The organism is Lelliottia sp. F153 (genome assembly GCF_002870005.1).
In the GTDB taxonomy this organism is placed as follows: Bacteria; Pseudomonadota; Gammaproteobacteria; order Enterobacterales; family Enterobacteriaceae; genus Enterobacter; species Enterobacter nimipressuralis.
In genome coordinates, this window is the sequence record NZ_PKFT01000001.1 from 596782 (window position 1) to 610951 (window position 14170).

12 protein-coding genes are annotated in these 14170 nt (G+C 56.0%); 6 read left to right on the forward strand and 6 right to left on the reverse strand.

Annotation, left to right across the window (positions count from 1 at the left end):
• Positions 1-120: 120 nt before the first annotated feature.
• The 3 genes from F153LOC_RS02840 to F153LOC_RS02850 form a co-directional block, all read right to left on the reverse strand.
• Positions 121-1812, reverse strand: coding sequence for a methyl-accepting chemotaxis protein (locus F153LOC_RS02840; RefSeq protein ID WP_102103683.1), 1692 nt, complete (start codon positions 1810-1812; stop codon positions 121-123).
• A 161-nt stretch (positions 1813-1973) separates the two neighbouring features.
• Positions 1974-3092 (reverse strand): S-(hydroxymethyl)glutathione dehydrogenase/class III alcohol dehydrogenase, encoded by a 1119-nt coding sequence (locus F153LOC_RS02845; RefSeq protein ID WP_100780218.1) that lies wholly within the window; start codon positions 3090-3092, stop codon positions 1974-1976.
• A gap of 29 nt (positions 3093-3121) precedes the next feature.
• Positions 3122-3397: a metal/formaldehyde-sensitive transcriptional repressor gene (locus tag F153LOC_RS02850; RefSeq protein ID WP_032610935.1), complete on the reverse strand. Its 276-nt coding sequence runs from the start codon at positions 3395-3397 to the stop codon at positions 3122-3124.
• Between the two features lie 683 nt (positions 3398-4080).
• Here F153LOC_RS02850 and F153LOC_RS02860 point away from each other — a divergent pair.
• On the forward strand, positions 4081-4509 hold the full coding sequence (locus F153LOC_RS02860) for a DUF3828 domain-containing protein (protein ID WP_102103681.1): 429 nt from the start codon (positions 4081-4083) through the stop codon (positions 4507-4509).
• A 357-nt stretch (positions 4510-4866) separates the two neighbouring features.
• Here F153LOC_RS02860 and cybB read toward each other — a convergent pair whose 3' ends face one another.
• Positions 4867-5397 carry a cytochrome b561 gene (gene cybB / locus F153LOC_RS02865; protein ID WP_100780220.1) on the reverse strand — a complete coding sequence of 177 codons (531 nt, stop codon included), beginning with the start codon at positions 5395-5397 and terminating at the stop codon, positions 4867-4869.
• A 194-nt stretch (positions 5398-5591) separates the two neighbouring features.
• Here cybB and gap point away from each other — a divergent pair, with 194 nt between their 5' ends.
• Positions 5592-6593, forward strand: coding sequence for a type I glyceraldehyde-3-phosphate dehydrogenase (gene gap, locus F153LOC_RS02870; protein ID WP_102103680.1), 1002 nt, complete (start codon positions 5592-5594; stop codon positions 6591-6593).
• A gap of 38 nt (positions 6594-6631) precedes the next feature.
• Here the strand turns inward: gap and aldA are convergent, their stop codons facing one another.
• Together aldA and F153LOC_RS02880 are read right to left on the reverse strand one after the other, a co-directional pair.
• Entirely contained in the window at positions 6632-8071 is a 1440-nt protein-coding gene (aldA, locus tag F153LOC_RS02875; RefSeq protein ID WP_102103679.1) for an aldehyde dehydrogenase, read from the reverse strand.
• A 197-nt stretch (positions 8072-8268) separates the two neighbouring features.
• Positions 8269-9063 carry a YdcF family protein gene (locus F153LOC_RS02880; RefSeq protein ID WP_102103678.1) on the reverse strand — a complete coding sequence of 265 codons (795 nt, stop codon included), beginning with the start codon at positions 9061-9063 and terminating at the stop codon, positions 8269-8271.
• A gap of 212 nt (positions 9064-9275) precedes the next feature.
• Here F153LOC_RS02880 and F153LOC_RS02885 point away from each other — a divergent pair, with 212 nt between their 5' ends.
• From F153LOC_RS02885 to F153LOC_RS02900, 4 genes are read left to right on the forward strand one after another with little or no spacing between them, the layout of a single operon-like run.
• The gene (locus F153LOC_RS02885; RefSeq protein WP_164971766.1) at positions 9276-10928 is read left to right on the forward strand and encodes an MFS transporter; all 1653 of its coding nucleotides are present in this window, start codon (positions 9276-9278) and stop codon (positions 10926-10928) included.
• A gap of 45 nt (positions 10929-10973) precedes the next feature.
• The gene (locus F153LOC_RS02890) at positions 10974-12056 is read left to right on the forward strand and encodes an HlyD family secretion protein (RefSeq protein WP_102103677.1); all 1083 of its coding nucleotides are present in this window, start codon (positions 10974-10976) and stop codon (positions 12054-12056) included.
• Positions 12053-13435: an efflux transporter outer membrane subunit gene (locus F153LOC_RS02895; RefSeq protein ID WP_102103676.1), complete on the forward strand. Its 1383-nt coding sequence runs from the start codon at positions 12053-12055 to the stop codon at positions 13433-13435. Before F153LOC_RS02890 ends, F153LOC_RS02895 begins: the two co-directional genes overlap by 4 nt.
• Positions 13436-13446: 11 nt before the next feature.
• On the forward strand, positions 13447-14106 hold the full coding sequence (locus F153LOC_RS02900) for an O-methyltransferase (protein ID WP_102103675.1): 660 nt from the start codon (positions 13447-13449) through the stop codon (positions 14104-14106).
• Positions 14107-14170: the final 64 nt, after the last annotated feature.

Sequence of the window (14170 nt, forward strand, 5' to 3'; positions counted from 1 at the left end):
CAGTAATGAAAAAAGGGGTCAATCGGCCCCTTTTTTTATCGCCCCGCGACGTTTCACGTTTACGGACGTATGATGTTATCGATGGGGTAAGACATAGCGGCCTGGCGATATGTCACCCACTCAGAACGTTTCCCAGTTATCCCCACCGTCAACTACCGCCTGACGCAATGGCGCAGGCGGCGTAGCTGGTGCCGCTTTATTCCCGCGACTGGCGGTTGTGCCGTTAAGACGGAACGCGCCCACGGCTTCGGTCAGACGAGCCCCCTGTTCTTCCAGCGATGCCGCCGCCGCAGAAGCTTCCTCCACCAGCGAGGCGTTCTGCTGGGTCACTTTATCCATCTCAGAGATCGCCTGGCTCACCTGCACGATACCCCGGCTCTGCTCGTCGGAGGCTGCGGCGATCTCCAGCATGATATCGGTGACGCGTTTCACGGCTTCAACGATTTCATTCATGGTATTCCCCGCGGCAACCACTTCGCCGGAACCCTGGTCGATCAGGGTGACAGATTCATTAATCAGGCCTTCAATCTCTTTTGCCGCGTTGGCGCTGCGGCTTGCCAGCGTACGCACTTCGCTGGCGACCACGGCAAATCCGCGCCCCTGCTCACCCGCACGGGCCGCTTCCACGGCGGCGTTAAGGGCCAGGATGTTGGTCTGGAAGGCGATGCTGTTGATCACCGCCGTGATTTCCGAGATTTTCTTCGAGCTGGTAGAGATATTGCTCATGGTTTTCACCACGCCAGAGACCATCTGGCCGCCACGGCTGGCTTTCCCGGAAGCGTCTTCCGCCAGTTTGCTCGCATGATGGGCGTTATCGGCGTTCTGTTTCACCGTCGCCGTCAGCTCTTCCATGCTGGCAGCGGTCTGTTCGATGGCCGCCGCCTGCTGTTCGGTACGGGAGGAGAGATCGGTGTTACCAGCAGAAATCTCGCTGGTGCCACGGTAAATCTGCTCCGCGCCCTGGCGAACTGTCCCGACGGTATTCACCAGCGAGTGCTGCATGGTTTGCAGATCGCGGGTTAAACGCCCGATCTCGCTGCGACCGGTCAGGTCGTCCGCCATGGTCAAATCCCCCTTCGCAATCTGTTCGATGCGGCGGGCAGCGCGTTGCAGCGGATGAATTACCGTGCGGCGCAGCACCACGAAGGTCATCGCGGTCAACACCAGCGCCAGCGCAAAGGCGCCGACCATAAACATCAGGCCAAGCTGAGTGCGCTTGTGGGCGTCCGTCGTGAGGGCATTCGCGCGGTCGGTACGGATCTTAATCGCCTTCAGCAGGATTTCGTTGTAGCCATCGTCCAGCGGGCGAGCAGACTCATTTTCGTGATTAATGATGGCTTCAAACATGCCGTTTTTGGCGTATTTCAGCATCGGCTGCAGGCCGGTAATATAGGCATCAAAGCGAGTTTTCAGCTCACCATCCAGCGCTTCGTCCGCAGGCGTGCGCACGGCACGATTCATATAGGCGGCGAAGCTCTCCTGCGACTGCTTAATACGCGTCTCGGCTTCAGCGATGTTTTGCTTCATCGCGTCCATCTCAGCGATACGGCTGGCCGCACCGGCATGGATCATATTGATGCGCGCCGTGCGTAAATGGTTCGAGCTATTCGACAGCCCCGTACGTACCTGGATTTCAGACGTGACATCCTGCAAATCCGTGTCAGCCTGCAGCAGGAAATACCCCGCCAGAGCCGAACTCAATGCGAATAACAAAATGATGCCACCGAGAATTGAGGAAAACAGCGGAACCAGCCGGATATGATGCAGGAAGCTCAGCGTTTGCGGGCTGCGCATCGTTTTTGTGTTGTCCATGACCGTCGACTCTCTTTATAGGTAAATGCGTGAAAAACACGCCTGTAAAATAGTCATCGGCACGGCAGGAAATTTGCTTACGGCTAAAAGCGCCAGACAGGTCACACTTTAGAGAAGAATATGCAGGAAGGGCCAGCGGCAAAAAACCGCTGGCAGAATAATTAGTTGCTGCCGAAATGTATGACGGTGCGGATCGACTTTCCTTCGTGCATCAGATCGAAGGCTTCGTTGATCTGCTCAAGCGGCAGACGGTGGGTAATGAACGGGTCGAGATTGATTTTCCCGGCCATTGCATCCTCGACCATCCCAGGCAGCTGGGTGCGCCCTTTTACGCCGCCAAATGCGGAGCCGCGCCAGACGCGCCCGGTCACCAGCTGGAATGGACGGGTTTTGATCTCCTGACCCGCCCCTGCCACGCCGATGATGATGCTCTCACCCCAGCCTTTGTGGCAGCATTCCAGCGCAGAGCGCATGACATTCACGTTGCCGATACATTCAAAGCTGAAATCCACGCCGCCGTCGGTCAGTTCAACAATCACATCCTGAACCGGTTTGTCGTAGTCTTTCGGGTTGATGAAATCCGTTGCGCCCATTTCACCGGCCAGTTTGAATTTCTCCGGATTGGTATCGACTGCGAGGATGCGCCCGGCTTTCGCCTGTACCGCGCCCTGAATCACCGCCAGACCGATCCCCCCGAGACCAAACACCGCCACGGTGTCGCCCTCTTTCACTTTCGCCGTGTTGTGTACCGCGCCGATACCGGTGGTCACGCCGCAGCCCAGCAGGCAGACTTTATCCAGCGGCGCCTGTGGATTCACTTTCGCCAGGGAAATCTCCGCACAAACGGTGTATTCGCTGAAGGTACTGGTGCCCATGTAGTGATAAATCGGCTCACCGTTGTAAGAGAAACGCGTGGTGCCATCAGGCATCAGGCCCTTACCCTGCGTGGCGCGAACGGCCTGACAGAGGTTGGTTTTACCGGATTTACAGAACTTACACTCGCCACATTCTGCGGTGTACAGAGGAATAACGTGATCGCCCGGCTTCAGGCTGGTGACGCCTTCACCGACTTCCACTACCACGCCACCGCCTTCATGGCCTAATACCGCCGGGAAGACGCCTTCCGGATCGTCACCCGACAGGGTAAAGGCATCGGTGTGGCACACGCCCGTATGGGTGATTTTGATCAGCACTTCGCCCTTCTTCGGCGGCGCAACGTCAATTTCGACGATCTTCAACGGCTGGCCAGGGCCAAATGCGACAGCTGCACGTGATTTCATATTGCTTTCCTTTATGTGATGCCAGTGTTTTATTTTAGATAAGAGCGTAGCAAATGACCGACTTCCGCCATGCGAACCGCACGCTGGTCGGCGGTGGTTTCGCCCGTCACCAGCTCATCTTTAAGGTGAATTTCGACCATCTCGCCCATCAAACCGTTCGCCGCGCCGCGAACCGCCGCGATTTGCTGCAGGATGGCAAGGCAGGGTTCGCCGGACTCCAGCGCACGTTCAAGGGCATCAACCTGCCCCCGAATGCGCCGCACGCGAGTCAGAACGCGTTTTTTGTCTTCGGGTGAATGAGGCATACGCCCTCCTCATGGATACTGTAGGGGGGTATAGTAACTATTTTCAGGTATACATGTAAACAAGGGATTTGAGGCACTAAGCGTTAGTAATACCAGGTGACTCATTAACGCAGTGCTTCATATTTCATTTAACCCTGGATGAAGTCCAAAAATATAAAACCGTAGAACGCCAACAAACATTATATCTGCAAATAGTTGATTTATTTTTTATAACGTACACAAGGAATGGTTAACATCACTTAACCATGTATTACAAAATAATATTCGCAATGGGCGTAAAACATGACTTATTTCTTCTTCAATAATAAGGACGTTGAAAATGATATGGTCAAAACACGTCGCAGTGACCTATGCTCGTCAGCATGCGCATCTCCATAGTACGGGTTATTGCGCACGTGCCGTAGCCGCTGCAATTCGGGCAGGAGGAGTTAAGATTAATGGCGCCGATGCCATGTATTTCGGGCACTCACTGGAAATGACTGGATTCAGTCAGGTATACGGCACACCTATTGAGGGAGATGTTGCGGTCATTGACGCCCTCCCCGGGGAAAACCAGCACGGTCACGCATGTATTTATGATGGCTCCGGCACCTGGTACTCTGACTTTATCCAACATGGAATGTACCCCGGCCCACGCTACAGAGAATTAAAGCCAGCCTTCAAGCTTTACAGGCACTATTAGCATGAAAAGTTTATTATCGCTGTTAATGATCACGACGTCAGTTCTCGCAAATACTCACGATGCGGCTACCCAGGCCGCTGCATTTAATAAATGGTATGTCACTCAGATTAGCGAAAATCACTTTCCTATCACTGACAATCATGAAATTGATCGTTATGTTACTGCATCCACAATGCAGAAACTGCGTCATACGCAAGATCCAGATTATGATGATGAACCATTTTATGATGCAGACTTTTTTCTTAAAGCGCAGGATATTGGTGAAGATTGGCCCGATAATATTAACGTCGTTTCAGTAGACACCGATCCGATTTGCGTCAACATCTATATCGCGTTCGGTAAAAACAAGGATCACACCATTATTGACTGCATGGTCAGAGAAAGTGGGCGCTGGAAGGTGCAATCTGTTGCGGCTCGAGACATCAAATAATTCGACTTAAGTAAATTTTGTACTTTAGGAAGGCGTTGAAAGTCGCTCTTTTGAAGCACCGGGGAAAATCCGGGAACCTGCCGACATCGGTCAGGTCCCGTAAACACACAGCACTGCAGATTTGGATACACCCTGTCCGTGGTGGATAGTGCATTTATAATCGTTCACCCTGTGTTTGTCATGGATATATTCATAACTGAAATACAACAGACTTAAAGCAAATCATCGGGTTAAAGCTCACCTTAAGAACGAATGTTTATTCGCTTAACTGGAATGGCTCTTTTTATGGATTGATGTCGGAAATAAACACAAAAAACCCGCTGACGAGAGCGGGTTTAGGACAGGCAGGAAAGATTATCAGGAACGCTTTTTCGGCATCATGCGCAGCAGCGTATTGTCTTTCCAGTAATAGTGATGCAGCAGCGCCGCAAAAGCGTGAATGCCGATGACGAAATAGCCGATGTTCGCAAGCGTCACGTGCCACGCCTTCAGGCTGTCCACCAGATCGAAATTCGCTTCTGCCGCATGGGGCATCACCAGGCCGAAGGCCAGCCACGGGTTGCCGCGGTTGTACATCATCACCAGGCCAATCAATGGCAAAGCAATAAACAGCAGATACACCACCAGATGCCCCAGATGTGACATGCCGGTGATCATCGGTTTTGGCTTAGGCTGAATCGGCGGTGCCGGGAATTTCAGGCGTACCAGCAGACGCGCCACCATCAATACCAGGATCGAAATCCCGCAGGAAACATGAATCATATTAATTACCGGACGCGCGCTGCGGGGGAAGAATCCTCGCAGCTCCATCGCCGCGTAAGCCACGATAACCAAAAGAAACACCAGCCAGTGAATGCCAATTTGCAGGCCAGTATATTTATTACGCATATGATTTCCTGGAAAAGGTCGAACAAAGGGTCAACATAACGGGCTTTCCTTAAAAATTCATTAACTTTTCTTTATGGGTTTTCAAAAACTTCGCCTGCTCATGAATCATCTTCAATTGCCTCACCCGCCGACATGGTCTAAGCCTGGAGGAGTTTTCAAACTGTCGCATCGTTCAGTTCATACAGGAGTCAACCATGAGTAAAATTGGCATTAATGGTTTTGGTCGCATCGGACGCCTCGTCCTGCGCCGTCTGCTTGAAACTCAGGACAGCAACACCGTCGTCGCCATTAACGACCTCACCTCCCCCAAGGTGCTGGCGTATCTGCTAAAGCATGACTCGAATTACGGTCCCTTCCCCTGGAGCGTCGATTTCACCGAAGATTCCCTGATTGTCGATGGGAAATCGATCTCCGTGTACGCCGAAAAAGAGGCCAAACACATTCCATGGACCACGGCGCGCGTGGATCTGGTGGTTGAATGCACCGGTTTTTATACCTCGGAAGAAAAGTCCAAAGCCCACCTGGACGCCGGGGCGAAAAAAGTGCTCATCTCCGCGCCCGCAGGCGAGATGAAAACCATCGTCTTTAACGTCAACGACGACACGATTGACGCCAGCGACACCATTATCTCGGTCGCCTCCTGCACCACCAACTGTCTGGCGCCGATGGCGAAAGCACTGCACGACGCCTTTGGGATTAAAGTCGGGACCATGACCACCATCCACGCCTATACCGGCACCCAGGCCCTGGTCGACGGGCCGCGCGGGAAAGATCTGCGCGCCTCACGCGCGGCGGCGGAGAACATTATTCCGCACACCACCGGGGCGGCAAAAGCGATTGGGCTGGTGATCCCGGCGCTCAGCGGCAAGCTCAAAGGCCACGCCCAGCGCGTGCCGGTAAAAACCGGATCGGTGACAGAACTGGTCTCGATTCTGGAGAAAAAAGTGACGGTCGATGAGATTCACGCCGCGCTGAAAAAAGCGACCGAAGGCAACGACTCTTTTGGGTATACGGACGAGGAGATCGTCTCTTCCGATGTGATCGGCTCCCACTTTGGCTCGATCTTTGATGCCACTCAAACAGAAGTGTCCGAGGCGGGCGACCTGCAGCTGGTAAAAACCGTCTCCTGGTATGACAACGAATACGGCTTCGTCACCCAGCTGGTGCGCACGCTGGATAAGTTCGCCGCACTCTGATTTACAGCGGGCAGCCAGGCTGCCCGCATATCGCAAAATTAAGACTGCAGATACACCACCTGGGTTTGCAGATATTCATGCAGACCGTGTTTCCCGTCTGCCCCGCCGATACCTGATTTCCGCCAGCCCGCATGGAAGCCCTGCATCGCTTCAAAGTTCTCGCGGTTGATGTAGGTCTCGCCGAACTTCAGCCCTTTGATCGCTTGCATCGCCACATTCAGATTTTGCGTGTAAATGGACGAGGTCAGGCCATACTCACTGTCGTTAGCCATCGCCAGCGCCTCATCCAGAGAATCAAACGCCACCACCGGCAGCACCGGCCCGAAGGTCTCTTCGTGCATGATGGTCATCTCCTGGCGCACATCCAGCAGCAGCGTCGGCGGATAGAAATAGCCTTTGCCTTCCACCGCTTTACCACCCAACGCCACTCTGGCCCCTTCCTGTACCGCACGCGCCACTTTTTGTTCAACACGCTCAAGGGCAGCGGCGTTAATCAGCGGGCCCATCGCAATATCATTCCGCTCGGCCGGATTGCCAAACTGCACCGCTTTCATCGCTTCACCCAGACGGTTCACGAAGCGGTCGTAAATGCCTTTTTGCACATACACGCGCTCGGCGCAATTACAGACCTGCCCGGTGTTAATGACGCGCGAATCGACAATCGCTTTCACCGCCAGCTCAAGATCCGCGTCATCCATCACGATAGCTGGCGCTTTGCCGCCCAGCTCCAGGCACACTTTGGTGATGTTTTTCGCCGCAGCGGTCATGATTTTCTCCCCGGCGGTGACGCTGCCGGTCATGCTCACCATCGCCACTTTCGGGTTGCCCGCCAGCTCCTGCCCGACGGTTTCGCCGCGTCCAAGCACCAGGTTAAAGACCCCTTTTGGCAGCCCGATGTCATCGACAATTTTGGCAAACGCAATCGCATTATTTGGCGTGAATTCGCTCGGCTTGATGACGATGGTGTTGCCCGTCAGCAGCGCAGGTGCCAGCTTGCGGGCAATCAGGAAGAACGGGAAATTCCACGGCAGGATGCCGGTCGTTACGCCCAGCGCACGTTTAAACACCAGAATGTTCTCGCCCGGACGGTCGCTCTGAAGAATTTCCCCTTCGTAGCGGCGCGCCCATTCGGCCATATAGTCGATGTAATCGGCGGTGAAACTGACCTCCACGTCGGCCAGCTGCTGAATTTTGCCGCCTTCGGCCACGATCAGGGCGCTGATCTCACTGGCACGCTCACGGATACCGGCGGAAATTTTGCGTAGCCAGTTGGCGCGTTCAATCGCCGGGAGTGCTTCCCAGCCGGCCTGCGCGCGTTCGGCGGCCTCTATCGCTTTGCGGGCGTCTTCGGCACGCCCATCGGGAATACGGGAAATGACCTCTTCGGTGGCGGGATTGGTTACATCAATCCAGGTTTCACCTTGCCAGGCAACAAACTGTCCATCGATATACATAGGATGTTGTACGGGTACTGTCATGACCTGCTCCTGTAATTGCACTGTTTTTAACAAGTAAAATTAATGTTAAAAGTTACAATCAGGCGTCAGGTTGCCTATCGTATCGCGCTGTTTTTGTGAGATATCTCAAAAAAGAAACGGGTCAGCAAAACAATGACATTACAGACCGGCAACATAAAATGCCCGTTTGCGACACAGGATGCGCAAACGGGCATCACTTACAGCAGAGAGCGACTGACCAGCGCGTCGGTGAGAGTGGTATCGTGACGCAAAATCTGCCACGCGGCTTCCACATCAGGCGGGATCTCGACGTGAGCAATAAAGTCCCGCCCCGCCGGGCCGTAGCCGTTCGCGTCGTCTCGCAGCCGCGGGAGTTCACCCAGCACCAGCGACAGATAGCGCTCAACCGGCCAAAGCCCCTCACCGCCGCCGCTAAACACCAGGCCGTTTTCGCTGTTTTGCAGATGCGGAGTGATCCCAGGATGGCTGATAAAGTGCGGCGACTCGCGCTCGTCACGGCACACTCTGGCAAAGGTCGCCATCGTGCGCCGCTGCATGGTCGGGTCCTGTACCACGAGAATGCGTTGCGGGATGGGCGCGTGCTGCTTCAGCAGGTTCCAGCTAAAGCGCGCATTTTCACCACAGTTGGTGGACTGGTCGTCAATCAGAATACGGTCGTCAGGAATGTGCCAGAACTGACGCGCGATATCCGCCAGAATCGCCGCCTCGGCGCGTCCGGTGGTCGGCACCGTGTTATAGCGCGGGTGGCGCGCCGTCGCCGCGTACAGAAACGTCGTCGAGTGGCCGATACCGCCGCTAATTAGCAATGGGATCGCCTGTTCAGACGCGACCCGACAGGCGGCGTCAATGGTCGGGATCACCGCATTCCCGGCAAGGATCACTGCGTCAAACGGCTGGTCGCGCGGGTTATCGTCCTGCGCCAGCCAGTTGCCCACCGTGTTAACCGCCGCCAGCGTGGTCTCGGGCAGGCAGGGAAAAAGTGTCAGCGTCATCGTTACCTCCTTACATCAGGTTACTTTCAGGGTAGCGCGTATGAGGTTGTGAAACAGAGGATCTCTCCGAAAGCCGCCCGCACGATACCGCAGTTGAGGGCAATCATATTTGATTTAATGAACTATTTCATATTCACTTGAATTATGATTTCTGCCACAGGTAGAATCCTTAGCCCACTAACTATTCAACTATTCCAAAGGTAACCGACGTTATGCGCCTGCCTCAACGCGATCCTTATGCTCCTCGCGAGTGGCAGCCACATGAAAAACCCGCCCTGCTGGGGTCCCCTTCCACACCGCTGCACAGCACACCGAAAAGAGTGGCCTACGGCGTGGTCGGTTTACTGGTTTGCCTGACGGGAGCGCTTGGCAACGCGATGGTTGCCGCCAACCTGCAAAATCTGCAGGGGACATTCGCCGTCTGGTCGACGGAGATCGCCTGGCTCCCTGCCGTTTACGTGATGACCAACGTCTCGATTAACCTGCTGCTGGTGAAGTTTCGCCAGCAGTACGGGCTGCGCGCGTTTACGGAAGGGTTTCTGGTGCTGTATGTGCTGGTGACCTTTTTCCACCTGTTCGTTAACGATCTCAGCTCGGCGCTGATGGTGCGCGCCGCCCACGGCATGGTGGCCGCCGCTTTGAGTTCACTGGGGATTTACTATCAGATTCAGGCCTGGCCGGCGAAACATCGCCTGAAAGCGCTGACCATCGGCATCACCGGGTCGTCGCTGGCGATCCCCATTGCGCGACTGTTTTCGACGGAGCTGCTCCAGCTCGATGAATGGCGCGGGCTGTACTTCTTTGAACTCGGTCTGGCGCTGATTTCGCTCGGCTGCGTGATTGCGCTGAAACTCCCGCCGGGCGACCGCCGTAAAGTATTCGAAAAGAAAGATTTCATCACCTTCTTCCTGCTGGCACCCGGTATGGCGCTGCTGTGCGCGGTGCTCTCGCTCGGGCGGCTCGACTGGTGGTTTGAAGCGCCGTGGATTGGCTGGTCGCTGGCTCTGTCGCTGGTGCTGATCCTCTCGGCCATTGTTTTCGAGCATAACCGCAGCAATCCCCTGCTCAATACCCGCTGGCTCTCCAGCGGCAGTATTCTGCGCCTGGGATTGATTATGCTGCTCATCCGCATCGTGCTGGCGGAGCAAAACACCGGGGTGATCGGCTGGCTACAGTATGTCGGCCTGCAGAATGAACAGATGACGCATCTGGCCTGGTCAATCCTCGCCGGGATTGTCTGCGGCATAGTCGCCAGCTGCCTGACCATCAAACCCACCAGACTGGCCTGGCCGATAGTCACCTCGCTGGTGCTGATGATTGTCGCGTCGCTGCTGGACAGCCAGTCGAACAACCTGACACGTCCGGACCAACTGATGCTGAGCCAGTTTTTGCTCGGCTTTGGCAGCGCATTTTTCCTCGCCCCGGCGATGCTGGCAGGTATTGGCGGTGTGATTGCCGATCCGCGCAATCTGGTCAGCTTCTCGGTGCTGTTTGGCATGAGCCAGAACGTCGGCGGCCTGCTGGGTTCCGCCATCCTCGGCACCTTTCAGACCTGGCGCGAGAAATACCATTCGAACTTACTGGCCGATCAACTCACCACGCTCAATCCGCTGGTCAACGAGCGGCTACAGATTTACACCCAGATGTATCAGAACCTGATTGGCGACAGCGCCCTGCTTAACACCCAGGCCGTCACGCAGCTGCAAACTGTCACGACGCTGGAAGCCAATATTCTGGCCTATAACGATACTTATCTGCTGACCGCAGGCATTGCCACCGCCACGCTGGTGTGGATTTTGTGGCGCCTGCTACGCCTGAGAATCACCGCCCGTCTGGCGCTAAAACACGCCACGGGCACCAAATAATGGAAGAAAACCAAGAATGAACAGCGCATTACCTCCGGAGAGATTATGAGTCAGCAGGATGCCGCCAAAGAGCAGGCCACTACCCGCAATAATTTGCGCATTGTTTCCATTTTTACCGCAGCGGCGATAGGGATTGTCGGGGTGCTGGTGATCCTCTACGCCTGGCAACTGCCGCCCTTTACCCGCCACAGTCAGTTCACGGATAACGCCTATGTGCGCGGGCAGACCACCTTTATCAGCCCGCAGGTTAACGGCTATATCACCGAGGTAAAGGTGCAGGATTTCGTGCAGGTCAAAAAAGGCGATCTGCTGCTGCAAATTGATGACCGCATCTATCGCCAGCGCGTACATCAGGCGCAGGCGCAGCTGGCAATGAAAATGGCAGCGCTGAATAATAATCTGCAACAGCGCAAAAGCGCCGAAGCGGTGATTGCCCGTAACGATGCGGCGCTAAAAAACGCGCGCGCCCAGAGTGTGAAAACGCAGGCGGATTTAAAGCGCGTTAAAGATTTGACCGCGGACGGCTCCCTGTCGATTCGCGAACGCGATGCGGCGCTCGCCAGCGCTGCTCAGGGCAGCGCCGATATTGAGCAGGCCAAAGCGACGCTTGAGATGTCGCGTCAGGACCTGCAGACGGTCATCGTCAATCGCGGCTCGCTGGAGGCCGACGTCGAGAGCGCAAAAGCCGCGCTGGAGCTGGCGCAAATTGATTTGCAGAACACGCGGATTGTCGCCCCGCGCGACGGTCAGCTCGGGCAAATTGCCGTTCGACTCGGCGCCTACGTCACCGCCGGAACCCATCTCACTACCCTGGTGCCGCCGCAGCACTGGGTGATCGCCAATATTAAAGAGACACAGCTGGCGGATCTGCGCGTCGGACAGCCCGTCACCTTTACCGTCGACGCCCTGAACGGCAAACGCTATCAGGGCCGCGTGCAGAGTATCTCTCCGGCGACCGGCGTCGAGTTCAGCGCCATCACGCCGGATAACGCCACGGGTAACTTTGTGAAAATTGCCCAGCGTATCCCGGTGCGCATCGAAGTGCTCGGCAAGCCCGAAGAGTCCGCGCTGCTGCGCCCTGGCATGTCTGTTCAGGTGAACATCGACACGCGGGAGACGAAACAATGACGCTTCGCCCCGTCGTCTGCATGCTGGGTGCGCTGTGGCTGGCAGGTTGTCAGTCGGTGGATGTCGCGCCAGCCAAAAGCACGCTGCATATCCCCGCCGAGTGGCGCGAAACCCGTGGCCCTACCAGCCCAGCGGAGCAGCTGTGGTGGCGCAATTTTCACGATAATCATCTCAATCGCTACGTGGATCAGGCGCTGCAAAATAACAGCGACGTGCTGATCGCCCGCGAGCGGATCAACGAATATCAGGCGCAGGTCTATGCCGCCGACAGCAGCCTGTTCCCCTCCCTGGATGCGGGTGTGAGCGGCACGCGCGCCCGTGCCCAGTCGGCTGCGACCGGCCTGCCTGTTTACAGCACTTTGTATAAGGGAAGTCTCACTGCCAGCTACGATGTGGATATCTGGGGCGTCAATCGCAGCACCGCGAATGCCGCCGAGGCAACGCTGGAGGCGCAAAAAGCCGCGGCTGCCGCGGCGGATCTGACCGTCGCCTCGTCGGTGGCCTCGGGCTATGTCACCCTGCTTTCTCTTGATGAGCAGTTGCGCGTCACCCAGTCCACGGTGAAATCACGGGAAGATGCGCTGGCGCTGGCCAAACGCCAGTTCGAGACAGGCTATAGCTCGCGCCTGGAGCTCATGCAGTCGGATTCCGAGCTACGTTCGACGCGCGCGCAGATCCCGCTGCTCCAGCATCAGATCGCCATACAGGAAAACGCGCTCAGCCAGCTTCTGGGTGCGAATCCCGGTGCAGTAGCGCGCAGCGACAGTTTCAGCACGCTCACGCCGCTGCCATTGCCGTCGCAGCTGCCGTCGACGCTGCTCAATCGCCGCCCCGACATTGTGCAGGCGGAACGCCAGTTGATCGCCGCCGATGCCACGCTCGCCGCCTCCCGCGCCAGCCTGCTGCCGTCGATCAATCTTACTGCCACAGGATCGATACAGGATCGCACGCTGCCCGGTTTGCTCGACAACCCGCTGCAGCTCTGGAGTCTCGGCGGCAGCATTCTGGCACCGCTGCTGAACCGCCAGACGCTGAACGCACAGGTGGATATCTCCCAGTCCCAGCGTAATCAGGCGCTGTACAGCTATGAAAAGACCGTGCGCAATGCGTTCCGTGAAGTGAACGACAGTCTGGATGCCATCACGCGCTATCAGGAGCAGCTGACGGAGTTAATGGCGCAGCAGGATGTGGCCCAGGAGACACTGCGCATCGCGCAAAACCGCTATCGCAACGGCTACTCCTCCTATCTGGACGTGCTGGACGCCCAGCGCACGCTGTTCTCGGTGCAAACCAATGTAGTACAGGTGAAAAATAACCTGCTGCTGGCGCAGATTGATTTGTATAAGGCGCTGGGCGGCGGGTGGTCTGAGAAAAACTAAGGGGTCAGTCTATGCAACAAACGTGGTCTGCAGTAGATAACTATATGATTTCTTCTCTTATTCCCCAGGATACCGTGCTGGAAAGCGTTCTGGAAAATAACAAACGAGCCGGGCTGCCGGAGCATGACGTCGCGGCAAATCAGGGGCAGTTACTGGCTTTATTTGTCCAGATGACGCAGGCAAAGCGCATCCTGGAGATCGGCACTCTGGGCGCTTACAGTACGATCTGGATGGCGCGTGCGTTACAGCCTGGTGGCAAAATTATCACCCTTGAGGCCGACCCTGTTCATGCCGAAACCGCCAGGCAGAATATCCGCCTTGCCGGGTTGCAGGCGCAGATTGAGCTTATCGAGGGGCCTGGATTGCAATCGCTGGAAGGTTTCGGCGATATCCCCCCTTTTGACCTGATCTTCATCGATGCCGATAAGCCGAATAATCCGGGCTATCTGGAGTGGGCGCTGCGCTACTCCCGCCCTGGCACCGTGATCATCGGGGATAACGTGGTGCGTGACGGCGAGGTAATCAATGAGCAAAGCAATGATGAGCGCGTACAGGGCGTACGGCGTTTTATCGATATGATCGGGGAAAACCCTCGCCTCACGGCCACCGCGCTGCAAACCGTGGGGGTAAAGGGTTGGGATGGATTTACCCTGGCAATGGTGAATAGCTGAACCGTGTTTAGCGCCCGGTTAGCATTGCGCCACCGGGCGTTAATCACACACGTCTTACGACCCG